The following is a 22,732-nucleotide window of genomic DNA, read 5'->3' as shown; positions in this document are numbered from 1 at the left end:
ACTCGAAAAAAACCTGAATGCTATTTTGAAATTATTTCCTGGCTACCATCAGCGAGGGTCCGAACGGCCACTGGCAGGATGCTCGGCAAGGCTTTGAGCAAGGCGTCGGTGTCGTCGGATCTGAACACGCTGGTCAGGCGCAGGCTGGCCACGCTCGGGTTGGCGACCGTCAGCGGCTTTTCGCGATAACGCGACACTTCGGCGGCCACTTCGCTGAGGCTGGCGTTGTTGAACACCAGTTTGCCGTTGCGCCATGCCGTCAGTTCTGCCGGGTTGACCGCATAGGCTGCAGCGACTTTGCCTTGGCCGTCGACGTAGGTGCCCAAGCCGGCGGTCAGGCTGATGAACGCTCCGTCCGGGGCATTGCGCCCCTGCACTTTCACCGTGCCCTGCTCCACCGCCACGCGGGTTTGCGCAGCATCGCGGCGCACATCGAAGCGCGTGCCGGTGACCGTGACCTTGCCACTGCCGGCCTCGACCACAAACGGACGGGCGCCGTCATGCTCGACGCTGAACATCGCCTCGCCTGCGCTCAACTCGATAAGCCGACGATTGTGCTCGTAACGCACCTGCACTCGGCTGCGGCTGTTCAAGTCGATCACCGAGCCATCCGGCAATACCACGTGTTTGCGCTCGCCCAGTGCCGTGGCGAACTCGGCGCGGTAACCGCCCGGATCATGCAAACCACTGAACAGGCCAAGCCCCAGCGCAACGGCCACCACACTCGCAGCGACGGCATAACGCAGCAGCGGTCGCCGCTGGCGGCGTGGTGGCGGGGTTTCGGCAAGCGCTTCGAGGCGTGACGCCGGCAGCAGATCCGCCGCCGTCCACAGGCCCTGGAGCAACTGGAATTCTTCGCGGTGTTGCGGGTGCTCATTCAGCCAGGCGTCGAAGCGTTGCTGTTCTTCGGCACTGACCGCCGGCTCCTGCAATCGCACGAACCAGCTCGCTGCCTCGTCGCGTACCGTCGTTTGCCCACAGGCGCAATCACCCGTCTCCCTCATGGAATGTCCTGTCCGGCTGAAGATGAAAAGGTCCGAGCGTTCATGACTGCAACCCGTCGAGACGCTCGCGCAGATGCCGCAGGGTGCGGATCATATACTTTTCGACCATGTTCTTGGACAGCCCCAGGCGCTCGGCGATTTCCGCCTGCGTCAGGCCCTCGATCTTCTGCCAGACAAAAATCTTCCGGCAGTTGAGCGGCAGCTCGCTGAGCGCGCGCTCAATGGAATCGGCCAGCTGGATCGCGTGCATGTAATGCTCCGGGTCGCCCGCTGACGACGCACTTTCATCCACCACGCCCGATTCCATGGCGCCACGTCGATCCTCCCGCCGATAACCGTCAACCGCAATATTGCGCGCGGTCTGGTGCAGATACGCCCGAGGTTGTTGCACCGCCGCCGAATCCGACTCAAGCACCCGCACAAAGGTATCGTGCGCCAGGTCCTCGGCCTGCGCGCGATTGCGCAGGCGGCGAGTCCAGGTGCCGATCAACTCTTCGTAATGCTCGAAAAAGCCGGATCTGCGGGAGCGCATGGGGTATGAGCGGCAAGCTGAGGAAAGGGGCGTGAATAGTAATGCTTCGTATTAATACAAAGCAATGCACGCTGCGACGGTGTACTGATGCGCAAGGTGCAACCACCGACGACGCCGAGTGCACAAGCACCCTGAAGATCTCTCTGTAGGAGCTGCCGAAGGCTGCGATCTTTGACTTTTAAAAGACAAGATCAAAAGATCGCAGCCTTCGGCAGCTCCTACAGGGGATGTAGGCAGCTTAGGCCTGGGGCAGTTTGCGGAAGCCCACCGCCAGACGATTCCAGCCATTGATGGTGTTGATCGCCACGGTCAGATCGACCATTTCCCTGGGCGTGAATTGCGCGGCGACGATGTCGTAATCTTCGTCCGGGGCATGGGTCAGGCTCAGTTGCGTCAGCGATTCGGTCCACAGCAACGCCGCGCGTTCGCGATCGCTGAAGAACGGCGCTTCGCGCCATGCCGTCACTGCGAACAGGCGACGCGGGGTTTCGCCGTCCTTGATCGCATCGCTGGTGTGCATGTCGATGCAGAATGCGCAGCCGTTGATTTGCGAGGCGCGCAGCTTGACCAGCTCGATCAGGCTTTTTTCCAGTGGCAATTTCGAGACAGCGGTTTCCAGCGCCATCATCGCTTTCAGGGCATCAGGGGACGCGGTGTAGAAATCGGTACGAGGCTGCATCTGTGGCTCCGGGGTTGCGAATGAATGTGCGGCTACGTTAGCCCCGGGCCGTGGTTCGGCAAATAGCCAATTGTGCGCAAGAACAGTAGGCCACCGGCATCGCCATCGACCACTCGTCACTCACCCGGCACCAAGGGTTCAGCACGCCAGACCAACATCAGGTAATCCCTTTATCAGGAGATGCACCATGACTATGCGCACACTCACTTCGGTATTGCTCGCCGGTCTGCTCGCTGCGGGTTCGGCAGCAACCTTCGCCGCCAATGACAGCACCGACGCCACCGGCACCAAGTCCGGCGCCACCAGCGGCTCGACCATGCCGCCGGACAATACGCCGGGCTCGCCTTCCGGTGGCAGCGGGTCTGGCGGCTCGAACAACGGCAGCAAATCGGGTACCGGCTCAGGCACTGGCATGGGCACCGGGACAGGCACCAATGGCGGCGCCAGCAGTTCCGGCTCGGGCGCGGGCGGCGGCACCGGTTCGGCCGGCGGTGGCACAGGCGGTGCGGGTGGCGGCACGGGCGGCTGAACGAACAAGAGCCATCCCAAGTAGCCTGTAAACGAAGAAAATCTACTGTGGGAGCGAGCCTGCTCGCGAAAGCGATTTGTCAGTCAATAATGATGCAAGCTGACACACCGCATTCGCGAGCAAGCCCGCTCCCACAGTTGGAATGTGTTGTTTCAAAGATCAGCGATCCGAGCGCATCAGCGCGGCAAAACGTTCCTCTGGCGAGAACACCGCCGCCCTGTTGCGGCCGGCATTTTTTGCCTCATACAACGCCGCATCCGCGCGCCGGATAAACATCTCCAGGCTGTCGTTACCGTTCGGGATAAATGAATAACAGCCCAGGCTCACGGTGAGATATCCGGTGGGCGAACCACTGTGGACAATGTGTTTGTCGATCACACTGCGCCGAATCTGCCCGGCAATCGCCAGCGCGCCGTTGATGTCGGTGTCCGGCAACAGCACGGCAAACTCTTCACCGCCGTAACGCACCGCCAGGTCCGACTTGCGCTGGCAACATGTCTTGACCACCTGCGCCACTTGCGCCAGGCATTGATCGCCGGCGACATGCCCGTAGGCATCGTTGTAGCGCTTGAAAAAATCGATATCGAGCATGATCAGGCTGACCGGACTGACCTGCCGTGCACAGCGGGCAAATTCGATTTCCAGCGAGCGCTCGAACAAGCGCCGATTGGCCAGGCCAGTGAGGCTGTCATGGGTCGCGATCTGCTCCAGCGCCCGTTGCGCCTTGCGCAGGTTTTTTTCAATGCGCTCACCGTTGCGCACTTGATGGATGAACACCCAACCGAACAGCCCCACCCCAAGGATCACCAACGCAACAATCACGCTGGACTGAAACGCGCGCTCCGACCAGCCCTGCAGAATCGTCTCGCGCGAAGTCGCCGCGGACACCACCAGCGGATACGACGCCAGTTGCCGATAGCCATACAACCGGGTAACGCCGTCGACCACCGAGTCGAGCATTGCCGTGCCCGCCGTCGCGTTCGGTAGCAGGCTCTGATAGATCTCGCCGTGGGCCACCGAGGTGCCGATCAGTGATTCGTCGAAAGGCCTTCGGGCAAGCAAGGTGCCGTCGGTCAAGGCGACAAACATGATGCCGCTGTCGTCCAGGCTGAAACTCTTGAAAAACCGGTCGAAGTAGGACATCCGGATACCGGCCAGCAGCACCCCCTGGAAATTGCCGACGCGGTCGTTGATGCGCCTGGACACCGGGATGATCCACTCGCCGTTCTCGCGACTGCGAATCGCTGGACCGATGTGTGCCACGGTCGAGACATTCTGCTGATGGAACTTGAAATATTCGCGATCGGCCACGCCGTTGCCACGGGGCAGATCGGCGAAGGACGTAATGACCCATTGCCCCTCGCGATCAAAAAGAAACAGGCCGTGCAGTTGCTCCAGCTGCTGCGCGCGGCGGGCGAAAACCCTCTGTAGACGCGGTCTCTGCGCAGCGCCGTAACCATCGTCCTGAATCCAGTCGACCAGACTGGTCAGCACCAGGTCCGCCGCCATGATCGTGTCCTCGGCCTGCTGCGCCATCGCCCGCGTCAGGTTGCTCGATGCCACTTGCGCCACCGCCAGGTCCTGACGCCGCGACTGCTCCAGTTGCAGGTACAACAAACCGCACAGGCACAGGCTCACAGCAACGATAAACAGCACCGCCGCTTTGCGCAGGGGCAGGCGCTTGAGCGCGCCGGGGGCCTGATTCGGATCTTGAGGGGAGATAGGCAAAAGCATGTCCTGGGCAGGTACGACAGGGGCGCGAGCCCGAAACCCTTATGTTTGTGAGCGTAGCCCACCGGGGTGTACCGGGCAAACGCCCGCCTCCCGCCCAGTTATATCGGCGCGTCGTCCGTTTGGATGATCGCTGTTTGCCAATTTATTTGCGGCTGCTTCAACGTCAGTCAGTTGTGCAGCAGTCGACGCATCGCGCTGCGTAGATGTGCCTGGGCACTCTGCGCATCGCTCGCGCGCATTTGCTCGCAGGCACGTTGCGCGATCGCGTGGGGCACCGGTTTCAGTTCGCGCTGCGTGGCCATGGCCAGCAGTTGCACCTGCGCGGCGCGTTCCAGGTAATAGAGATCATCCCAGGCCTGGGCGATAGTGGGTGCGGCGACGATCACACCGTGGTTTTTCAGGAACAGGATATCGGCATCGCCCATGACCCCGGCGATGCGGTCGCCCTCGGATTCATCCAGCGCCAGGCCGTTGTAATCTTCATCCACCGCTGTGCGCCCATAAAACTTCAGCGCGGTTTGCCCCAGCCACAACAGCGGCGGTCCTTGCAGCAGGCACAACGCAGTGGCGTGCGGCATGTGCGTGTGGAAGGCGACTTTCACCCGCGGCAGCTGTTTATGCAGACGCGCATGGATATAGAAAGCTGTCGCCTCGGGTTCGCCCGCGCCGTCGACCACGTGGCCATCGAAGTCGCAGACCAGCAGATTCTGTGCGGTCACTTCGGCAAATGCGTAGCCGTACGGGTTGACCAGAAACAGCTCGTCATGCCCCGGCAGCATCGCCGAAAAATGATTGCAGATGCCCTCCTCCAGTCCATGCAACGCCGCCAGTTGAAAACACGCGGCGAGTTCGTGACGGGCGGTGACGATTGCCTCGGTCTCAAGGTTGAGTGTCGATGCCGACCGGGGCCGAACACTGCCGCTCAAGGTGTGCGCCATGGCAATTCTCCTTACATCCAGCCGAGGGATTTGAACAGGGGCAGCACGTGATCAAGCGCGCTCAGCGTTGCGTCGGGACGATAGTCCGGCAACAACTGACGACCGGTGCCGCGATCGATCCAGACGCAGCGAAAGCCCATGTCCCGCGCTGCCGTGTGATCGAGCATGGGGCTGGCGCAGATGTGCACTGTTTCATCGCGCGTCACGCCCAATTGCTCATGAGCGTAGTCGAACAGCCGGGGCGCGGGTTTGTAGGCGCCGGCCTGTTGCGCAGTGATCACCCGGTCGATATGGCCGCCGAGCTGCGCGACGTTACCGGCAATGATCGCGTCATCCGTGTTGGAGACGATACACAGTTTGAAGCCCATGGCTTTGAGCTGCGCGAGGGTCTCGATCACTTCGGTAAACGGCGGCATCTTCGGGATCGCCGCGGCCAGACGCTGACTGTCTTCGGCCAGGCTCGGCAAACCCAGTTCTTCCAGCGCCAATTGCAGACCGAGACTGCTCAGCTCGCGAAACGAACGATGCGGCGGGGTTTGTTCGAGACGGTGTTCGTGACGGTCGTACACTTCAATCAATTGGTTCGCGTCGACGTGGTGCTCGCCCTTCTCGCTGAGGATTTCCCCGACGACCGCCTTCAGGCCCTCATCCCATTGGATCAGCGTGCCGTAACAATCGAAGGTCAGCCATTCGGGGCGTGGCGTGTTGGTCAGGGTCATTGGTCGGTTCCTCGGTGGTGAGGGTTTCAGCTTATGAGCGACCAATGATAGTGTGAAATTAAATAAACAGACGTACGTCAGTTGCAAAACCAATATCGAGAACACCGCCATGCTGGATCTGGAGTTGCTGAAAACCTTCGTTTGCGTGGTCGACGAAGGCAGCTTCACCCGCGCCGCCGAACGCGTACACCGCACCCAATCGACGGTCAGCCAGCAGGTGCGCAAACTGGAGGATCTGGTCGGCCATGCTTTGCTGCTGCGCGACCGCACCGGGCTGAACGTCGCCGTCACCGAGCACGGCGAACTGCTGATCCACTACGCCCGCCGCTTGCTCGCGCTGTCCGCCGAAGCCACGCAAGCGCTGGCCAGCGAGGTCGATCTGGAGGTGCTGCGCATTGGCATGCCGGAGGACTTCGACGCCCGGCGCATGGCGCTGATCCTCGCCGGTTTCACCCGCAGCCATCCACAGGCACGCCTGGAAACCCTCAGCGGCATGAGCCTCGACTTGCGCCAACGCCTCGATGCCGGCGATATCGACATCGCCCTGATCAAACGCGAACCCGACAGCGGCCCGGCGTGGGCGACCTGGCCGGAACGGCTGGTGTGGGTCAAAGGCGCCGAGTTCGATACGTCGAGCGGTGTACTGCCGTTGGCGCTGTTTCCGCAAGGCTGCCTGTATCGGCAGCGAGCGATTCGCCTGCTGGATGTAGCCCAGCGACCCTGGCGGGTAGCGTTCGGCAGCCATAGCCTGACCGGGATTCAAGCGGCGGTGGCATCGGGATTGGGGGTTTCAGTGCTGCCGGTCTCGGCGGTGCTGCCGGAGCATCAGCTGTGTACGGACTTGCCTGAGTTGGCGCCGACGGAACTGGCGTTGGTCAGCCGCGAGGGAGTGTTGAGTGCGTTGCAGCGTGGGCTGGTGGAGTTTTTGCGTGGGGAATTGGGGGTGGATGCGGGGGGATTTGCCTGAGATCCCCCGGTGGGTTATTCGGGTTTGTTGATTTCCCGCAGCAGGTCGGCGGTGGGGATGTTCATGGTGTTTGAGTAGTAGGGTTTGTAGCCGTAGGCGGTGACGACGACTTTGCAGGGGACGCTTTTTCTTTGGGATAGCAGAGCGTTAAGTTCCGGTACCGAGAGATTGTCCTGCGTGCTGCCGTTATCTGGGGTTTGGCGCAGAAAGGCACTTGTTACATTGTTGAATCTCCCCCGTGCTTTGTTCGACGCATCCTCATCGATCACACCGTATGCGGAATACCTGAACCGGTTAGTAATCGAAAAATCCTCGTCATCACCCAGTGCGCATTCCAGCATTGTCGAAGCGGCACCTACCCTCTTGCCCCTGTTGAATAAATCCAATAGATCGACGTCAGAGCCATAATACACAGCGTAAAGGGAGCTATTTCCCTCCCTTTCTACGCTAAGAAAGTTAAGGTTCGCGGCAGGAACACTGTGATCCTTGGCGCAAGAGGCACAGAAGACGATCAGGAGTGTTGCCAACAACTTCTTCATATCAGCAGGTTTCCTTGTTGATCTCATCAAACATAATGCGGTGGGGTCGGTGACGCGGGCAGCGGGTTTTCCGCTCATGAACAGCTCCTTGCGGTGTGACGTGAAGATCCTTTAGGGCGCGCAGCATGCGTGAATTTGCAGGCGCTTCAAACCTTCAGGAAAAAAAACAGGCGCTCAAATGAGCGCCTGTTTTGATTGGCCGTTGCCCGTGGCTCACCGCGCCGGGGGCACCCGGATGTCCCCCGCCCGGCACTGATTCTTCACGCCTTTGCCGCACGCGCCAAACTGCAAATCCTTGTCCATGCACACCCGCACTTCCGACAGCTGCGGGCCGCTGCAAATCACCGCGATGCCGTCTGCCGGGATGCCCGGATTGGCCTTGCGGAACAGATCGGCAATTTCTTGCGCCTCGAAGTAGTACGAAGAACTGAACGGTTGCAGCTCTGCCGGCACGTTCACCGCCGCAACAGCCTGGTCGGATTTGTCCAGATAGCCCATCGCGCCGAGGCCACTGCAGGTGCCGTGCTTGGACCACTCGTGATCAAGGAGTTTTTTCGTTGGAAACAGCGTCAGCCCCTTGTTGGTCTCGGCGGCTGATAATCGGGTCAGCGGCGGGCAGGATTGCGGCCAGCCGCCGCTGGCATATTGTGGCCACAGGCCGTGCAGAACGAAGCCGTAGCCCTTGCCGGTGCACTGCGCATCGTCCTTGTGAGTGAGACAAAAAGTCGGCGACCAGGACAGCGCCAACAAGTAGTAGTCGAACACCCCCGCCACCGATTCCGCCTGCACTCTGGATTGCGATTGACGCGCCGAACTGATGCCGATGCTACCGATCGTCAGTGCGATCACTGTCAAAATTGTAAACAGCTTTTTCATGTACCCATTCCTTGGGACGCCAGCGTCCGTGGTTATCGTTGCGGGCCAGACTTGGCCAGTGCTGATTTCGACACGCTTGTATTGCAAGCGCATGACGCAAGGCAAGGCTCTGCGCCGTGCAAAGGTCTACGCTGAACAGGCAGACATCCAACAAGGGAACCGAAATGAGTAAAGCAGACGAACTCGCCGCCAAACTCAAACAAACCCGGCACACCCAGGCCGACGACAGTACCTGCGCTGCGCTTGAGATCGATTGCTGGCCTGCTCAGGTGTATGACTTGTACCACCGCATCGAGGCCTGGCTACAGCCCGTCACCGAGGTAGGACTGAAGATTCGGCGAATTCCTACGCACGTTTGCGAGACTTCACCGGATGGCGAATCCCATGATTACGCCATCGATCAGTTGGTGATCGAAGCCAACCACCATAGCCTGACCTTTGATCCGATCGCGCGGTTTACCGAGGACGGCTGCGGCCGAGTGCAGATTAATGTGCCAGAGCGCGATCAGTCGTTGCTGCGCACGGTGGATGAACATGGCGAAAGTCACTGGTGGTTGCAGACCGTTGAAACCGGGCAGGAGCTGGATGCGATTGCCCTGACGGAAAACAACTTGCTGCAGGTAGTACAGCAAGGTCTGGGTCTGTAAAGGCCATCGCGAAACTGACAAAACTGTAATCCACCCCTCAGCCAACTGAAAGCTGGCACTGGTTAGCCTCCCCGTCATGGGTCAAACAAGGACTTCCAGCGCATGTCTTCCACCACGTCTCGCCGCACCTTCGTCAAAGGCCTTGCTGCCGGCAGCCTGCTCGGCGGCCTCGGCCTGTGGCGCACGCCAGTCTGGGCGCTGAACGGCGCCGGGCCGCTCAACGAGCTGAGCGGTAATCAGTTCGAGCTGTTTATCGGCGAAACCGCGGTCAACTTCAGCGGTTCCCCGCGTACCGCCATGACCATCAACGGTAGCCTGCCCGGCCCGCTGCTGCGCTGGCGCGAAGGTGACACGGTCACGCTGCGGGTGCGCAATCGGCTCTCGGCCAGCACCTCGATTCACTGGCACGGCATTTTGTTGCCGGCAAACATGGACGGTGTGCCGGGCCTGAGTTTCCATGGCATCGAACCGGGCGGCGTGTACGTCTATCAATTCAAGGTTCGCCAACACGGCACCTACTGGTACCACAGCCATTCCGGGCTTCAGGAACAGGCCGGTGTCTACGGACCGCTGGTGATTGAGGCCAAAGAGCCGGAGCCCTTCCAGTACGACCGCGACTGCGTGGTGATGCTCAGTGACTGGACCGACGAAGACCCGGCCAGCCTGATGAAGACTCTGAAAAAACAGTCCGACTACTACAACTTCCACAAACGCACCGTCGGCGACTTCATCAATGATGTCGGGGAAAAAGGCTGGGGCGCCACCGTCGCCGATCGCAAAATGTGGGCGCAAATGAACATGAACCCCACCGACATCGCCGACGTCAGTGGCGCCACGTACACCTTTCTGATGAACGGCCAGGCGCCCGATGACAATTTTACCTGCCTGTTCCGCCCTGGCGAAAAACTGCGCCTGCGCCTGATCAACGGCTCGGCGATGACCTACTTCGACGTGCGCATTCCGGGGCTGAAAATGACCGTGGTGGCCGCCGATGGCTTGCACGTCAATCCGGTCAGCGTCGATGAATTGCGCATCGCGGTAGCCGAGACTTACGACGTCATCGTCGAGCCTGATGGTGACGCCCACACCGTGTTCGCCCAAGCCATGGACCGCAGCGGTTATGCGCGCGGCACCCTCGCCACACGCGGCGGATTATCCGCGCCGGTGCCCGCGCTCGACCCGCGTCCCCTGGTCAGCATGGACGACATGGGCATGGCCGGCATGGACCACAGCGGCATGGACATGAGCGCCATGGACCACTCGGCCATGGGGCCGATGCAATCGCATCCGGCCAGCGAGACAGACAATCCGCTGGTGGACATGCAGGCCATGACCACCGCGCCAAAACTCGACGATCCCGGCCTTGGCCTGCGCAACAACGGCCGTCGCGTGCTGACGTACGCCGACCTGCGCAGCACCTTCGAAGACCCGGACGGCCGCGACCCGGGCCGCACCCTCGAGTTGCACCTGACCGGGCACATGGAGAAATTCGCCTGGTCGTTCAACGGCATCAAATTCTCCGACGCCGAACCGTTGCTGCTCAAGTACGGCGAGCGTATCCGTCTGGTGCTGGTCAACGACACAATGATGACCCACCCCATTCACTTGCATGGCATGTGGAGCGACCTGGAAGACGAGAACGGCAATTTCCAGGTGCGCAAACACACCATCGACATGCCGCCCGGCAGCCGCCGCAGCTACCGCGTCACTGCCGATGCCCTCGGCCGCTGGGCCTATCACTGCCATCTGCTGTATCACATGGAAATGGGGATGTTTCGCGAAGTGCGGGTGGAAGAATGAAGGGACCGACCATGACTCGATTTAGCGCGTTTTCCCTGCTGCTCATCGGCGCCCCAGCCCTGGCCGCCAGCGACATGCACGGCATGGACCATTCGGCCATGCAAAGCATGGACGACGGCATGATGCAGCCCGCCGCGCCCGCCGAAAGCCGCGCGCCGATCCCGCCACTGACCGACGCCGACCGCGCTGCCGTGTTCACCAGTCCCGGCGGCCATCAGGTACATGACCGCGTCATCAACAGCTATTTCCTCGCCGACAAACTCGAATGGCAGGACGCCGACGACGGCAGCGCCCTGGCCTGGGATCTGTCCGGCTGGATCGGCGGCGACATCGACCGGCTGTGGCTGCGTTCCGAAGGCGAGCGCAGCAACGGCAAGACCGAAGACGCGGAAATTCAGGCGCTCTGGGGCCATGCGATCTCGCCGTGGTGGGACGTGGTCAGCGGCGTGCGTCAGGACTTCAAACCCGGAGCCCCGCAAACCTGGGCCGCGTTCGGCGTGCAGGGCATGGCGTTGTACAACTTCGAGGCCGAAGCCACGGCATTTCTCGGTGAGGGCGGCCAGAGTGCGGTGCGCCTGGAAGGCGATTACGACATCTTGCTGACCAACCGGCTGATCCTGCAACCGACCGCCGAACTCAACGTCTACGGCAAAAACGATCCGCAGCGAGGCATTGGCTCCGGGCTGTCCAACACCGAGGCGGGCCTGCGTTTGCGCTATGAAATCCGCCGCGAATTTGCGCCTTATATCGGCGTGACGTGGAACCGCACCTACGGCAACACCGCCGACTACGCCCGCGACGAAGGCGAGGATCGCAGTGAAGCGCGCCTCGTCCTGGGCGTGCGGATGTGGTTCTGATTTCCCTCTAAAAACAAACCGGAGACTTGCATGCGCACCTTGACCACCACCCTCCTGCTTGCCAGCGGATTGCTCCTGAGCAGCCTCGCCCAGGCCCACCCGAAACTGCTGTCATCGACCCCTGCCGAAGGCGCGGATGGCGCCGCCCCCGGCAAGATCGAGCTGCACTTCTCGGAAAACCTCGTCACGCAGTTTTCCGGCGCCAAACTGGTCATGACCGAGATGCCCGGCATGGCCCACCCGCCGATGCCGATGAAAGCCAAAGTCAGTGCCGGCAGCGACCCGAAAACCATGCTGATCACCCCGCTCGCGCCATTGCCTGCCGGAACCTACCAGGTGCAGTGGCGCGCGGTGTCATCCGACACGCACCCAATCACCGGCAACGTCACGTTCAAAGTGAAGTGAGCGATGGATGAACTGGTCAACATCGTCCTGCGGTTCGCGCTGTATGTAGATTTGCTGCTGTTGTTCGGCCTGCCTTTGTTCGGGCTGTACAACGTTAATGCGGCGCTGCGGTTTCAACCGCTGTTGCGTGGGATGGCGTTGGTCGGGGCACTGCTGTCACTCGCAGGGCTGGTGCTGATGACCCGCACCATGAGCGGCGAAACGCAGCTCGCGGCACTCTGGCCGCATCTGCGAATGATGCTCCTGGAAATGGATGTCGGGCTGGCGTGGGCGCTGCGGATGACGGCGCTGACCATCGTGCTGTTCCGGCCGAGTGGCTGGATTGCCTCGATCGCCAGTGCAGTCGCCCTCGCCTCTCTGGCCTGGAGCGGACACGGCGCGATGGATGAAGGGTTGTCGCGATTCTGGCATTTCCTCAGCGACATTCTGCACCTGCTCGCGGCCGGGGCGTGGCTGGGCGCGATGCTGGCGTTGCTGCTGATGGCGCGACGGGTCGGTGACACCCATATTCGGCGGCTGGCCGAGGCGGTCAAGCGCTTCGAATGGGTGGGCGCAGGGATCGTGCTGACCCTGACGATCAGCGGCGTTGTGAATTACCTGTTCATCGTCGGCCCGCGGCTATTGCCTGGCAGTTATGGGCTGCTGCTGGCGATCAAGGTTCTGCTGTTTATGGCAATGCTGATGCTCGCCGCGTTGAATCGCTTTCACCTTGGACCGTTGCTGGAGCGCTCGTTACGCGACGGCCAACACCTCATCGCAGCGACCGCGTTGAGGCGCAGTCTGGTGGTGGAGCTGGTCACGGCCCTGCTGGTCGTGGCATTGGTGGCGTGGCTGGGTACATTGAGTCCGGAGCCGGGATGACACCCGGGAAGGGCTTTCACTACACTGGGCCACCTTCCCTCTCAGAAGTCCGATCTCCATGACAACACCAAAAAGCACGATGATCGCCTGCGCTCTGCTGACCCTGGCCACCGGCGTCCACGCCGAGCCAAGCGCCAGCCACCTCGACCGCATCCAGCAACAAGGCCAACTGCGCGTCTGCACCACGGGCGACTACAAGCCCTACACCTTCAAGCGCACCGACGGTGATTTCGAAGGCATCGACATCAGCATGGCCCGCTCATTGGCCGACAGCCTCGGCGTCAAAGTCCAATGGGTGCAAACCACCTGGAAAACCCTGATGCCCGATATGCAGGCCGGCAAATGCGACATCGGCATGGGCGGCATCTCGGTCACGCTGGAACGGCAGAAAAAAGCTTACTTCAGCAACACCCTCGACACCGACGGCAAAATCCCGCTGGTGCGCTGCGCCGACCAATCCAAGTACCAGACCATCGACCAGATCAACCAGCCGGACGTACGCCTGGTCGAACCCGCGGGCGGCACCAACGAAGCCTTCGTCCACGCCTTCCTGCCCAAGGCACAACTGGCCCTGCACGACAACGTAACGATCTTCCAGCAACTGCTCGACAACAAGGCCGACGTCATGATTACCGACGCCTCGGAAGCGCTGTATCAGCAGAAGCTAAAACCCGGCTTGTGCGCGGTCAATCCGCATCAGTACATGCAATACGGCGAAAAGGCTTACTTGCTGCCGCGCGATGACATCAGCTGGAAACTGTATGTCGATCAGTGGCTGCATTTGAGCAAAGTCACCGGTAAGTACCAGAAGGCTTTGAGTGAGTGGATTGCCGTGCCTGCGGCGCAGTAAAGACTAATCGTCGTGCAGCATGCCGGAGCTGTATTGACTCAGGCTGCTGCCGATACTGTTGCCGCCGAAGTTCAACGTATTGGCATTACGGCTCTGTGGCGACTGGCAGTCGCCGGAGAAGCAACTGGTCGTGGTCAGGCCTGCCCCGCCTGAACAAGCACTCAGCACCGATACCGCTGCAACAATCAACAGCACCCTGACGACATGAACGTTCATCGCACGATTCCCCTCTGGATGAAAAGCGACGGTCTTGTCCGAGCATCCTGCGCCCGTACCGCGCGCGCCAACATGAAACTTGCTTGGCCGACAGCACCGGTTCAGCATCTTCTGAGCTGAGGGCGACAGCGCCATACCGAACGCAGAAATAGCGCTGAGCGGATCTTTGCCCGACCGCATTCCTGATAAACTCCCGCGCCTTCGCCTCGTTGATTCAGATTCCCCAAAATGCCTCTACAACCCGCGCCACTGTCCCGCCGTTTTTCTGTAGCTCCGATGATGGATTGGCACGGCTAATTCTACAGGCCGCTATAATCGCGGCCTCCAGCATCATCTAGAAACGCACGTACCATTTTCGTACCACCCCATTTCCTTTTTCCCTGGCGGGACAAGCGAACTTCCTCTCGCATCGTCGGCACACCCGCCTGTCGCTCCAATCCCAAGCACTTCCCACAAACGTTTTTGTCGCGGGCAAAACGACTGCGCACGAGTGTCTCTTCGTCATCTGCATGAATGAGTGGCGACGGCGATCGGCTGTACCGCCTGATAGGTAATGCTGTTTTTTCGGGAAAGGCATCGGAAAAAGGTAATTTTTGTAAGTCGAACGGTCAATCTGGCTGAGAGCCTTGATTTTACTGGGCTGCAAAGGATCGGCATGAAGTAATTTTTGAGTAATGTAGAAATAAGGTAATTACCTTTTAAGGAAGTAATATTTGTTTTTATGCATCCCTTATAAATCAACCACTTACAGCCACATTACCTTTTTCATTACTCAAAATTACTTTCCGAAGTAAGCCAGCAAAGCCAATGAATACGGGGCTTTCCCCGGTGTCCCGATATTCGAATTACCACATTACTTTTTTCCGACGGCGTTCCTGAAAAAGCCGCATTGAAAGGTTTTGCCTACCTGCCTTCCGCTTCGCCAGGTCCGCCCTGTCAGACACCCACCCTTCGCAGGGATCCGCAGGCTTTTTGACCTTCGACGCCACTACTAAAGCGCCCGGCCGTGGGGGCGCTCGGCCAGGTGCAGGACTGCGGAAAAAAAGACCCATTTAGCCCGCAGGCGAGGTGGGGGGATGACGGCGCGCGCCAGAATCAGCCACGGCGATAGCCGAGAGCGCGGTAGCAACGATTTGGGATGTTTGCGTACTCGGATTTAGCCGCGGGGTGTGGTGTAATGAGAAAACTCAATTCAACCAAGGAATGGAAATGGCTGCTGCAGTTATCTCATGTATCAATCTGAAAGGTGGTGTTGGTAAAACAGCACTAGCCGTCAATCTCGCTGCTTACTGCGGTTCGCTCGGTAAAAAGACGTTACTAGTCGATCTCGACCCACAAACGAACGCGAGTTTCTCATCGGTCGGCGTGGCCGCTTGGCAAAATCATGTACGTGACCACGGATCGGTAGCAGACTTATTGGGCGCCAGGAAACATACAACAGCGGACGGAGCTGTTCGTGACGCGCATGAAACGATAATTCATAATGTTTTCGATAATGTCGATCTAATTCCATCACATATCGATCTTTTCACCGTAGATCTCGACCTTGCGGGCGCAACATCAAGAGAGACCAGACTGCGAAGAGCTCTCAAAGATGTAATAAACGAATATGAAGTCATAATTTGTGACTGCCCACCTAACCTCACCATCCCTACGCAAAATGCCTTGGCGATCAGTACGCACTATGTTGTACCTGTTTCTCTAGACTTCCTTTCCGCTATCGGAGTAGGGCTACTATTGAAGCGGGTACAAGAATTTTGTACTGACCTTGAGCACACATTAGAGAACATTGGAATTGTAATTTCTAGAGTTGGCCGCCCTGCTCTACATCGGGCGGAAACCGAGGCAACACTTCGTAAGCAGTTCGGGAAGTCAGTTTTAAAAACAAAAATCTCAGAACGTGTAGCTGTTAGCATATGCGCGCAACAGCAAATTTCTGTTTTTGACTCCAAAGACGACACATCAATTTACGAATTCACAACTGTCTGCAATACACTGCTGAAAACATCGGGAGTAATTTAATGAAAGCTCACGAACTTTCCAAGGCACTTTTAGCGCTCTCGAAAATTCTAAAATCAGGCCCTGATGTTGACGTAGAGGACTGGTCGCTGCTTAGTAAAAGCGTTACCCCAATGAACAAGCCTACACCTCTAAGAGATAGCGATATCCCCACAGCGCTGTACACGCTGGTGAGACTAAACGACGTAAGTAAAGCCCAATGGCTTTCGTTAATTCAAGATTTCAATATCGACATCGAAATACGTCCGAGAGATGCAACAAGAGATATTGTCGGAAAAATACTCAATTATCTCGCAACCAACCCTAGCGCGCGTGAAAGCTTATTAAGGACGGGATCTAAAAAGAATCCTACAGAATCAACCGAGCTCGCCAACGCACTGAATTTGTTGCTTAAATAATGGAACAATTCAAACTCGAAGTAAAAGCCAATTTCGAGCGGAGTTATATCGCTACGAGAACTAGCGTTGACGATGCCTTAACAAAGCTCGAACCACACAAAGAAGTGTATGCAGAAAGCTATTCACGATTAGTGTCTCTCAACGCATGGAGATCCGAGCTTTTCAGTAACATCTTTGATGTAGATACGGCCGAGTTCTTTCAAGAAGCGCACAACGATGCGTTAATGTCACATGCACTCGCGCGCCAAGGTGCTTGGCGCGTAGCGCTAATGTCCCTGCGAAGCCTCATTGAGAATACTTTATTTGGACTGTACTACTGTGAGCACCCCGTCGAATTGCAACAATGGTTGATAGGTGAACATAAATTAGGTTTCAGCGAAACCATTACGTACCTATCACGCCACCCAAAGCTGAAAAAAATTGATGAAGCATTAACCGGCATCGAAGTACTAAAAAAAGAATACGCTACTTTGTCCAAAGCTGTTCACGGATCAGCAAAAGTATTCCGAATGTCAAGGGACGGAACTGTTACAGGATTAAACCTAAGTTCCGCCTCGGAACTTGGAGCGTGGAGCAGTCGCGAAAAATCCACGATCGCGGCAATTAATTTATTACTAACCTGCTTCTTTGCAGAGCACCTGAGCGGCGCAGCGCTACCCAACCTTCGAAAGTCAATAAGCCTCGCAATACCCGTAAAAAAACATGCAAATCTAAAAGCAGTTCTACAGGTAACACTCCGACACTAATAACAATGCAACACTTGAACACACCACGAATTACTGGAGCCCCCCCTGATGCAAGGGCTCCATAATTCACAAACACTCTAAAGACATCTGTTAAAAATTCAGCAAACTAATCACGAATACCAATTTCGTACACTTTAAACCTTATTACTTCTTGGCTCATCCAATCATTCAACTGCAACATCCGCGTCTGAATCGGTTCTAGCTCATTGGCTGCATAGATTTCTGCTGCCTCCCGAATCGACCCAAACCCACCCGCATTCTGCGGCACAATCCCCATCAACTGCGGCGGAATGCGTAGACTGGCCAAAACGTCATCCCGCGTCTGGTTCTTGATCGAATTGAACTCATCCTTCGCCGCCACCTCACTCACGGGGATCAGTTGAATCCCGTCCTTCTTGCCGGTCGGCGAGTACACGAACAAATTCCGAAAATTCCCAGGCCCTTTCGACTCCTTCAACGCTTTCCGCAACGCATCAATATCAGCCTCTGTCTGCGCCGCATCGGTCATGTACAGGATGAACCCGGCATGGCTGCCGTTCTCATAATACTTGCGCCGAAACAACGTCGCAGACTCGTTCAACAACGCCGACTGCAACGCGCTAATCCACTCCGGCAGCCCATAAATCTCCTGGTGCAGATCCGCCTCACGCAAATGAAAAATGCTGTCCGTCTCAAACACGTGTTCATCCTTCCACCCCCTCACTTGGTAAAACTGCCCATCCGGCCCGCGGCGCATGTACTTGGCCAACGGCGTCTCCAGTTTGCGCACCCCACCCAACCGCGAACGGCGCCCCTCAAGGTAGCCATTGCCCAGGCACAGAAAGTCCAACGCAAACTGCTCAAACGAGGCCCGCGAGAGCAGCGGGTGCGGGATAAACGTCTTGCTCAACAGGTTGCGCTTGAACATCAACCCTGAATGCAGATGCACGCTCGCCCCCACCGACCGCGCCAGCCCGTCCAGCGACAGCGGCGGCTCATACCACCGCCCGTTGAACCAGCACTCCAGATAGTCGAAAACCTCCCGACCACCCAGCACCGGCGTCGGCTCGCCGAAAGAAAACACTTGAGTCCCGGCGCCGGTGGCGGATGTGGTCGCGGGCAACGTCTGGTTGGCCATTTGTTCGGTCATCAGTAAATCTCCATACGCCCGGTGTTGGCAGTGGTCTGCCCCTCAAGCGGTTCGTGGTGCAATGCGTGAAAGAGCGCCCAGGCCAGGTCGGCGTGGCCGGTGTTGTCGTTGCGGCCGGCGGTGTAGGTGTACTGGCGTCCGCCGGCGGTGACGGTTTTGCGGATCGCCATCAGCGACTGGGCCATGTCGGTCCAGCCAACATCGAATTCGAGCCGGCCCTTGTGGATCACGTCGTAGGCCTTGAGTACGAGGCGGGTTTTGACTTCGGGCGAGTAGCTGAAGGTGGTCACCGCCGGGAAGAACTGGCGCACCAGCTGGGCCACGCCGCTGCCCAGACCGGTCACGTCGATGCCGATGTAGGTCACCCAGTAGCGGTCGCAGACGCTTTTGATAAATGCTGCCTGCGCGGCGAAGTCCATCCCTCGGAACTGGTGGCGTTCGAGGATGCGGAATTTGCCGCCCGGTACCAGCGGCGGCGCGACCACGACCAGGCCGGAACAGTCGCCCGTTTCGGCCGGGTCGTAACCGATCCAGCCCTAGCGGTCTCCATCTGCCAGTCGTCAATGACAACCAAGACTTTTAGACAGTTGTCCAAGCCCTCGCGGACAGGGGGTATGTGAGATTTTGAAGAGTGCTTAGTGCCCAATGTTTCGGCGTCGCCAGCAATCTCCTCGAATATTCTTGGTCGCCGGTTATTATCGAGGAACGCTCCCTTCGAGTTCCAAGCTGACGCCGCGCCAGTGGACCCCATACCCTTAGCCACTGGCTACGGCGAGCGGATACTGCCTCTACTCGCGGATTGAGTCCTCCACAGATTGCTGTGAACCGCACCACTCTCGTCGCTCACACGAACGGACGGGATCGGATGATTGCCCCTGAAGAAGATGGGCTTTGCCTCGGACTGGATACGGCCAACCTTGCGGAGGCTTCAGTACCGGAAACGCTATTGTTGCGCAGGTAGCGGCGAAGCCGGGCAAAAAAACGATTGCCATCGACGGGATTAATTTGAAAAGGCATACCAAAGCATGCCTTATAAGACAGCACTACCCGTTAAGCCCCATAAAGACCTAGCTTAATTGATGAGCTAAATCCACAACAGGCTTATACTGTCTCAACTTCGGCTTTACCTCATATCCCCTATAGACGCTCTCTCTCCACATCGGAAGATTATCACCGAACTTCATCTCAGCATCCAGCATCATCATAATATGGAAAGCAATAACGTCATTCACTGAAACAAGGTCCGTATTCATATGAAATTTAAGAATGGTGCCAGCGGGACATACTTTCCGCAGAACCACGCCACACTCTTCAGTCAAGATCTCCTGATAGAAAAGACTGCCTTTTGCCCTTGCAAAAATCAGTATCGCCAAGCAGAAAAAATGCACTTTACCATTAATGAAGTCACTTGCCGCCTTTATCTGCCTAACATAGTTAATTATCTCACGCAATTGAACGCCAAAAACCTTACATAACGCCACAAGCAAAAGCGCATTCTCACCAAAGTCAAGCAACTTGCTATGAACTGTCATATTAGTTGCCAACACTGTTTTTTCAGTACTGTATTTAGGCCTCGACGCGACTGGCGTACCTGCCACATTAACTCCGACAGGGTAAGATTCAATCGAGGGCAACACTGACCGCACAAAACGATATATATCCCTATTATCTAAAGAAAACTCAGAGTCGAAAAATCTTTTTAAATAGTTTTCAGACGAAAATGTTTGCCCATAAACGACCTTTATTGAGTGGGCTAACTGAGTGGAATCCGAAGCAATTACAAATTTGCAATCATCCAAGTCGAAAAAGTGTTTGATTCTTTCTAGCAGTTCAATTGCGTAGGTTGGCCTACAACGGTCAAGTTCATCAATAAAAATGAATACCGGTGCTTTTTTATTTTTATTTTCTCTAGCCTGCGCAAAACCCTCCAATAATGCCTGCTTGAAATCTTGAACGCTCTTAGCTGCACCTGCTTGCTCAGCTACCAGTTCCTCCACAAGTTTTCCCGCAGCCTCACCCCCACCCTCTCCTATCAATTCATTGAAATCCACCCCTACTGTCCTCATAAGCAACCCTCGCGCTATGAGAGGGACACTTTTTTTTATTAGATTAGAAGTAACATGGATGACTGATTTTCCGACCTCCGTTGAATCCAGGGAGGTAGAATCGAGTAATTGTTGCTGTAAAGCTGCCATCAACGCTATTAGAGGCTCAGAAGCGTAGTCAGATTCCCAAGCATTGAAACAAACACAGATATGTTCTTCGCTTAATTCTTTCGCCCAACGTTCCAAGAAAAAAGTTTTCCCAGCACCCCACGCGGAGTTCACATTCAGAACTCTTACATGACTATTCGCCAGCAAATATTTAGTCAAAAAATCAGCACTGGTTTTTCGTGCCATGAAATCATCAGCCCACACCCCAAGATCTTCAGTCATGCACTCCCACTCCCTTGAGTTAAACCACGTGCTTAAATTCAACCACCGTGGCCTGAAGACAGCAACGTCCAAAACCACAAAAACCACAATTGCTATTTTTTAAGCTTTTTCTTACAGACCTTCCTTGACGTTTCAGTTAGCCTCCGTAAGTCAGAAAAAACTGATTCCTAAACACGGATGAACGACGCAAGGACGATGAATGATTTCCTCTGCTCGCCTGGGTGACAAGCACGTCTGCCCATTACCAGGTCACGGCACAACCCCGATCGCCTCCGCCAGCGGTGACGTAAACATCAATTTCATGGGCTCTGCTCGAGTCGGAGATACGTGCGGTTGCGGAGCAGTGATCACAACAGGTTTCCCCTCTATCCAGGTAAATGGCCGACCAATGGCCCACTTGGGCAGTCCAACCAGTCACGGTGGCACAGTCATTACCGGATCAGGCGATGTTGGTGGCGGCTTTGTCATGGGTGACTCTGGCAGTGCAACCATCATCAATTTCATGGCGCTCGGAGCGTTCCGCCCCGACGGATCCGTCGATGATGAGAAGATGGCAACGTTACTGGCCGACCCGAAACTCACTGAAAAAGCCAAGGCTGCAAACGCTCTAGTTGCGCCAAAGGCCGTCGCCAAGGAGCCTGATAAAAAACCGGAAAAGAAACCCGAGCCAAAAGCCGTATCCGCCGCCTGCAAAGATCCGGACATGATGGAGAAGCTGGCGACTTACATCGCGGCCGAGATGAACACCAACATCTATAGCCCAGCCGTTCGCCAGATGAAGGAACTGAACAGCTACGACGCTCATGCTAAAACCAAGGAATACATGGCGCTGCCCTTTTACCTTCAGCTCGGTCCCAAGCCGGACTTCTACAGCTTGGCGATGGGAATGAAGGCAAAGGCCCTGGCTATCTGGACCGAGCGGGTCGGCCAAAATCGTCCATGGGACCACAAACCGATCATCCGTAGGACCATTGGGGGCGTTTGGCACAAGCAGGGGCAGTACGACTACTTCTACGACATTTGGTCGAACATTCATTACGGCTATGTGGGCAGAGCTGGCGGCCTATCCGAAAGTGCGTTGCTGGATGGTGCTGGTGGCGAGCAGATCATTTCTGATGCTCTACGCAAAGCCCAGGAGGTAGTAACGAAACCAAAAGAACAGTGGGAGCTACCGGGCCCAAACCGTTCAGCCAATGTCGACGGTCTGAGGGCGTGGGATGATGCGCCCGACCGAATATCCATCAGCATCGGCGTGAAGCTCTATCGCCAACATCCCAATGGGGGCATCACAGCTAAAATGATCATGGATCAAGTGCTTGCAGTACCACCTAAGGAATGGGGAAAAGGAATCAAACTACATGAATGCAGCTAAAACCGGACGCCGATATGGGCGCTGGATCGTTCTACTGCTCATCGCTCTTCCAACCGCTTTTTGGTATTTCGGCTCCCCAGTCGTAGCGGTGAATTTCTCCCCGAACAGCGAAGGAGAATTTCACTACGCTTGGAACACCCAAGACAGGATTCATAGAGGCGATATCAAGCACGGTGGCTCGGCCGTTGAGTTCGGCTACCTGTTCCCCGATGACGAATTCTTCATGATGTTCGATTGGTGGGCTGATGATGGTTTTCAGAGGTGCATCGACATCACACCCAAATGGGGTCGAACCATTGACATCTATCTGGATGAAACAGGCAGGATCGATATCGCTAAAACCGGCCCGGACGTTATTGCTCGATTGAAACAATGCACCGGCGAGCCAGACCCTTTCCGGCCGTAAATAATCGGCCGGCTCTCCAGCGACATCAAGATGTACACGATTCCTGCGGCTTCGCCCGCTTGATCGCCAGTTCA

The 22,732-nt window shown here is 57.1% G+C and carries 24 protein-coding genes and 1 pseudogene; 13 read left to right on the top strand and 12 right to left on the bottom strand.

Annotated elements, in window-relative coordinates:
- Nucleotides 1–20 precede the first annotated feature (20 nt).
- From HU743_RS21670 to HU743_RS21660, 3 genes are all read right to left on the bottom strand, one after another.
- Entirely contained in the window at nucleotides 21–1,004 is a 984-nt protein-coding gene (locus HU743_RS21670; protein ID WP_186651153.1) for a FecR family protein, read from the bottom strand.
- 40 nt (nucleotides 1,005–1,044) lie between these two features.
- Nucleotides 1,045–1,536: a sigma-70 family RNA polymerase sigma factor gene (locus HU743_RS21665; RefSeq protein ID WP_186651151.1), complete on the bottom strand. Its 492-nt coding sequence runs from the start codon at nucleotides 1,534–1,536 to the stop codon at nucleotides 1,045–1,047.
- Nucleotides 1,537–1,774: 238 nt separating this feature from the next.
- Nucleotides 1,775–2,215, bottom strand: a complete 441-nt coding sequence (locus tag HU743_RS21660; RefSeq protein ID WP_186651149.1) for a carboxymuconolactone decarboxylase family protein — start codon at nucleotides 2,213–2,215, stop codon at nucleotides 1,775–1,777.
- A 187-nt stretch (nucleotides 2,216–2,402) separates the two neighbouring features.
- Here HU743_RS21660 and HU743_RS21655 point away from each other — a divergent pair, with 187 nt between their 5' ends.
- On the top strand, nucleotides 2,403–2,744 hold the full coding sequence (locus tag HU743_RS21655) for a hypothetical protein (protein WP_186634155.1): 342 nt from the start codon (nucleotides 2,403–2,405) through the stop codon (nucleotides 2,742–2,744).
- Between the two features lie 159 nt (nucleotides 2,745–2,903).
- On the opposite strand, the gene HU743_RS21650 is transcribed toward HU743_RS21655, so the two are convergent.
- The 3 genes from HU743_RS21650 to HU743_RS21640 all read right to left on the bottom strand — a co-directional run bounded on the left by HU743_RS21650 (nucleotide 2,904) and on the right by HU743_RS21640 (nucleotide 6,135).
- Nucleotides 2,904–4,472, bottom strand: coding sequence for a sensor domain-containing diguanylate cyclase (locus tag HU743_RS21650; protein ID WP_186651147.1), 1,569 nt, complete (start codon nucleotides 4,470–4,472; stop codon nucleotides 2,904–2,906).
- Between the two features lie 173 nt (nucleotides 4,473–4,645).
- Nucleotides 4,646–5,416: an aldolase gene (locus HU743_RS21645; protein ID WP_186651145.1), complete on the bottom strand. Its 771-nt coding sequence runs from the start codon at nucleotides 5,414–5,416 to the stop codon at nucleotides 4,646–4,648.
- Between the two features lie 11 nt (nucleotides 5,417–5,427).
- Nucleotides 5,428–6,135, bottom strand: coding sequence for a haloacid dehalogenase type II (locus HU743_RS21640; RefSeq protein ID WP_186651143.1), 708 nt, complete (start codon nucleotides 6,133–6,135; stop codon nucleotides 5,428–5,430).
- Between the two features lie 109 nt (nucleotides 6,136–6,244).
- Between HU743_RS21640 and HU743_RS21635 the strand changes: the two genes are divergently transcribed.
- Nucleotides 6,245–7,102, top strand: a complete 858-nt coding sequence (locus tag HU743_RS21635; RefSeq protein ID WP_186651176.1) for a LysR substrate-binding domain-containing protein — start codon at nucleotides 6,245–6,247, stop codon at nucleotides 7,100–7,102.
- 14 nt (nucleotides 7,103–7,116) lie between these two features.
- Here HU743_RS21635 and HU743_RS21630 read toward each other — a convergent pair whose 3' ends face one another.
- Complete coding sequence (locus HU743_RS21630; protein ID WP_238351773.1) at nucleotides 7,117–7,719, bottom strand: hypothetical protein; 603 nt, start codon at nucleotides 7,717–7,719, stop codon at nucleotides 7,117–7,119.
- Nucleotides 7,720–7,854: 135 nt separating this feature from the next.
- The gene (locus HU743_RS21625; protein ID WP_186651141.1) at nucleotides 7,855–8,517 is read right to left on the bottom strand and encodes a ribonuclease T2; all 663 of its coding nucleotides are present in this window, start codon (nucleotides 8,515–8,517) and stop codon (nucleotides 7,855–7,857) included.
- 164 nt (nucleotides 8,518–8,681) lie between these two features.
- Here HU743_RS21625 and HU743_RS21620 point away from each other — a divergent pair, with 164 nt between their 5' ends.
- The 6 genes from HU743_RS21620 to HU743_RS21595 all read left to right on the top strand — a co-directional run bounded on the left by HU743_RS21620 (nucleotide 8,682) and on the right by HU743_RS21595 (nucleotide 13,937).
- Nucleotides 8,682–9,164, top strand: a complete 483-nt coding sequence (locus tag HU743_RS21620) for a hypothetical protein (protein WP_186550480.1) — start codon at nucleotides 8,682–8,684, stop codon at nucleotides 9,162–9,164.
- Between the two features lie 102 nt (nucleotides 9,165–9,266).
- A complete protein-coding gene (locus HU743_RS21615) occupies nucleotides 9,267–10,964 on the top strand; it encodes a copper resistance system multicopper oxidase (RefSeq protein ID WP_186651139.1) in 1,698 nt (565 codons plus the stop codon).
- 11 nt (nucleotides 10,965–10,975) lie between these two features.
- Nucleotides 10,976–11,821, top strand: a complete 846-nt coding sequence (locus HU743_RS21610) for a copper resistance protein B (RefSeq protein ID WP_186651137.1) — start codon at nucleotides 10,976–10,978, stop codon at nucleotides 11,819–11,821.
- 30 nt (nucleotides 11,822–11,851) lie between these two features.
- Nucleotides 11,852–12,226: a copper homeostasis periplasmic binding protein CopC gene (copC, locus tag HU743_RS21605; RefSeq protein WP_186651135.1), complete on the top strand. Its 375-nt coding sequence runs from the start codon at nucleotides 11,852–11,854 to the stop codon at nucleotides 12,224–12,226.
- Nucleotides 12,227–12,229: 3 nt separating this feature from the next.
- A complete protein-coding gene (copD, locus tag HU743_RS21600; RefSeq protein WP_186651133.1) occupies nucleotides 12,230–13,087 on the top strand; it encodes a copper homeostasis membrane protein CopD in 858 nt (285 codons plus the stop codon).
- 58 nt (nucleotides 13,088–13,145) lie between these two features.
- A complete protein-coding gene (locus HU743_RS21595) occupies nucleotides 13,146–13,937 on the top strand; it encodes a transporter substrate-binding domain-containing protein (protein WP_186634188.1) in 792 nt (263 codons plus the stop codon).
- A gap of 3 nt (nucleotides 13,938–13,940) precedes the next feature.
- Here HU743_RS21595 and HU743_RS21590 read toward each other — a convergent pair whose 3' ends face one another.
- Nucleotides 13,941–14,153: a hypothetical protein gene (locus tag HU743_RS21590; RefSeq protein WP_186651131.1), complete on the bottom strand. Its 213-nt coding sequence runs from the start codon at nucleotides 14,151–14,153 to the stop codon at nucleotides 13,941–13,943.
- 1,209 nt (nucleotides 14,154–15,362) lie between these two features.
- Here HU743_RS21590 and HU743_RS21585 point away from each other — a divergent pair.
- From HU743_RS21585 to HU743_RS21575, 3 genes are read left to right on the top strand one after another with little or no spacing between them, the layout of a single operon-like run.
- On the top strand, nucleotides 15,363–16,175 hold the full coding sequence (locus tag HU743_RS21585; protein ID WP_186651129.1) for an AAA family ATPase: 813 nt from the start codon (nucleotides 15,363–15,365) through the stop codon (nucleotides 16,173–16,175).
- Nucleotides 16,175–16,570: a hypothetical protein gene (locus HU743_RS21580; RefSeq protein ID WP_186651127.1), complete on the top strand. Its 396-nt coding sequence runs from the start codon at nucleotides 16,175–16,177 to the stop codon at nucleotides 16,568–16,570. Before HU743_RS21585 ends, HU743_RS21580 begins: the two co-directional genes overlap by 1 nt.
- Nucleotides 16,570–17,316 carry a hypothetical protein gene (locus HU743_RS21575; protein ID WP_186651125.1) on the top strand — a complete coding sequence of 249 codons (747 nt, stop codon included), beginning with the start codon at nucleotides 16,570–16,572 and terminating at the stop codon, nucleotides 17,314–17,316. The genes HU743_RS21580 and HU743_RS21575 overlap by 1 nt, the downstream gene beginning before the upstream one ends.
- A 106-nt stretch (nucleotides 17,317–17,422) precedes the next feature.
- Here the strand turns inward: HU743_RS21575 and HU743_RS21570 are convergent, their stop codons facing one another.
- The 3 genes and pseudogenes from HU743_RS21570 to HU743_RS21560 all read right to left on the bottom strand — a co-directional run bounded on the left by HU743_RS21570 (nucleotide 17,423) and on the right by HU743_RS21560 (nucleotide 20,880).
- Complete coding sequence (locus HU743_RS21570; protein ID WP_238351774.1) at nucleotides 17,423–18,433, bottom strand: phage portal protein; 1,011 nt, start codon at nucleotides 18,431–18,433, stop codon at nucleotides 17,423–17,425.
- An 11-nt stretch (nucleotides 18,434–18,444) separates the two neighbouring features.
- Nucleotides 18,445–18,993: pseudogene (locus HU743_RS21565) on the bottom strand (terminase); the annotation flags it as partial.
- Between the two features lie 519 nt (nucleotides 18,994–19,512).
- A complete protein-coding gene (locus HU743_RS21560; protein WP_186651121.1) occupies nucleotides 19,513–20,880 on the bottom strand; it encodes a P-loop NTPase fold protein in 1,368 nt (455 codons plus the stop codon).
- Between the two features lie 199 nt (nucleotides 20,881–21,079).
- On the opposite strand from HU743_RS21560, the gene HU743_RS21555 reads away from it, so the two are divergent.
- Together HU743_RS21555 and HU743_RS21550 are read left to right on the top strand one after the other, a co-directional pair.
- Complete coding sequence (locus HU743_RS21555) at nucleotides 21,080–22,252, top strand: polymorphic toxin type 44 domain-containing protein (protein ID WP_186651119.1); 1,173 nt, start codon at nucleotides 21,080–21,082, stop codon at nucleotides 22,250–22,252.
- Nucleotides 22,239–22,658 carry a hypothetical protein gene (locus tag HU743_RS21550; protein ID WP_186651117.1) on the top strand — a complete coding sequence of 140 codons (420 nt, stop codon included), beginning with the start codon at nucleotides 22,239–22,241 and terminating at the stop codon, nucleotides 22,656–22,658. The genes HU743_RS21555 and HU743_RS21550 overlap by 14 nt, the downstream gene beginning before the upstream one ends.
- Nucleotides 22,659–22,732: the final 74 nt, after the last annotated feature.

The sequence above is a fragment of the Pseudomonas sp. SWRI99 genome, from assembly GCF_014270125.1.
Lineage (GTDB): Bacteria > Pseudomonadota > Gammaproteobacteria > Pseudomonadales > Pseudomonadaceae > Aquipseudomonas > Aquipseudomonas hamedanensis.
This window is presented reverse-complemented; position numbering and strand designations above follow the sequence as displayed.

What these genes read in the sequence shown, in the direction of transcription:
- HU743_RS21620 (WP_186550480.1), top strand. Translation starts at nt 8,682, where the DNA reads ATGAGTAAAGCAGACGAACTCGCCGCCAAACTCAAACAAACCCGGCAC.
- HU743_RS21660 (WP_186651149.1), bottom strand. Translation starts at nt 2,215, where the DNA reads ATGCAGCCTCGTACCGATTTCTACACCGCGTCCCCTGATGCCCTGAAA.
- HU743_RS21570 (WP_238351774.1), bottom strand. Translation starts at nt 18,433, where the DNA reads ATGGCCAACCAGACGTTGCCCGCGACCACATCCGCCACCGGCGCCGGG.
- HU743_RS21670 (WP_186651153.1), bottom strand. Translation starts at nt 1,004, where the DNA reads ATGAGGGAGACGGGTGATTGCGCCTGTGGGCAAACGACGGTACGCGAC.
- HU743_RS21625 (WP_186651141.1), bottom strand. Translation starts at nt 8,517, where the DNA reads ATGAAAAAGCTGTTTACAATTTTGACAGTGATCGCACTGACGATCGGT.
- HU743_RS21585 (WP_186651129.1), top strand. Translation starts at nt 15,363, where the DNA reads ATGGCTGCTGCAGTTATCTCATGTATCAATCTGAAAGGTGGTGTTGGT.
- HU743_RS21645 (WP_186651145.1), bottom strand. Translation starts at nt 5,416, where the DNA reads ATGGCGCACACCTTGAGCGGCAGTGTTCGGCCCCGGTCGGCATCGACA.
- HU743_RS21595 (WP_186634188.1), top strand. Translation starts at nt 13,146, where the DNA reads ATGACAACACCAAAAAGCACGATGATCGCCTGCGCTCTGCTGACCCTG.
- HU743_RS21630 (WP_238351773.1), bottom strand. Translation starts at nt 7,719, where the DNA reads ATGAGCGGAAAACCCGCTGCCCGCGTCACCGACCCCACCGCATTATGT.
- HU743_RS21560 (WP_186651121.1), bottom strand. Translation starts at nt 20,880, where the DNA reads ATGACTGAAGATCTTGGGGTGTGGGCTGATGATTTCATGGCACGAAAA.
- HU743_RS21550 (WP_186651117.1), top strand. Translation starts at nt 22,239, where the DNA reads ATGAATGCAGCTAAAACCGGACGCCGATATGGGCGCTGGATCGTTCTA.
- HU743_RS21655 (WP_186634155.1), top strand. Translation starts at nt 2,403, where the DNA reads ATGACTATGCGCACACTCACTTCGGTATTGCTCGCCGGTCTGCTCGCT.
- HU743_RS21665 (WP_186651151.1), bottom strand. Translation starts at nt 1,536, where the DNA reads ATGCGCTCCCGCAGATCCGGCTTTTTCGAGCATTACGAAGAGTTGATC.
- HU743_RS21615 (WP_186651139.1), top strand. Translation starts at nt 9,267, where the DNA reads ATGTCTTCCACCACGTCTCGCCGCACCTTCGTCAAAGGCCTTGCTGCC.
- copD (WP_186651133.1), top strand. Translation starts at nt 12,230, where the DNA reads ATGGATGAACTGGTCAACATCGTCCTGCGGTTCGCGCTGTATGTAGAT.
- HU743_RS21635 (WP_186651176.1), top strand. Translation starts at nt 6,245, where the DNA reads ATGCTGGATCTGGAGTTGCTGAAAACCTTCGTTTGCGTGGTCGACGAA.
- HU743_RS21580 (WP_186651127.1), top strand. Translation starts at nt 16,175, where the DNA reads ATGAAAGCTCACGAACTTTCCAAGGCACTTTTAGCGCTCTCGAAAATT.
- HU743_RS21575 (WP_186651125.1), top strand. Translation starts at nt 16,570, where the DNA reads ATGGAACAATTCAAACTCGAAGTAAAAGCCAATTTCGAGCGGAGTTAT.
- copC (WP_186651135.1), top strand. Translation starts at nt 11,852, where the DNA reads ATGCGCACCTTGACCACCACCCTCCTGCTTGCCAGCGGATTGCTCCTG.
- HU743_RS21610 (WP_186651137.1), top strand. Translation starts at nt 10,976, where the DNA reads ATGACTCGATTTAGCGCGTTTTCCCTGCTGCTCATCGGCGCCCCAGCC.
- HU743_RS21590 (WP_186651131.1), bottom strand. Translation starts at nt 14,153, where the DNA reads ATGAACGTTCATGTCGTCAGGGTGCTGTTGATTGTTGCAGCGGTATCG.
- HU743_RS21555 (WP_186651119.1), top strand. Translation starts at nt 21,080, where the DNA reads ATGATTTCCTCTGCTCGCCTGGGTGACAAGCACGTCTGCCCATTACCA.
- HU743_RS21640 (WP_186651143.1), bottom strand. Translation starts at nt 6,135, where the DNA reads ATGACCCTGACCAACACGCCACGCCCCGAATGGCTGACCTTCGATTGT.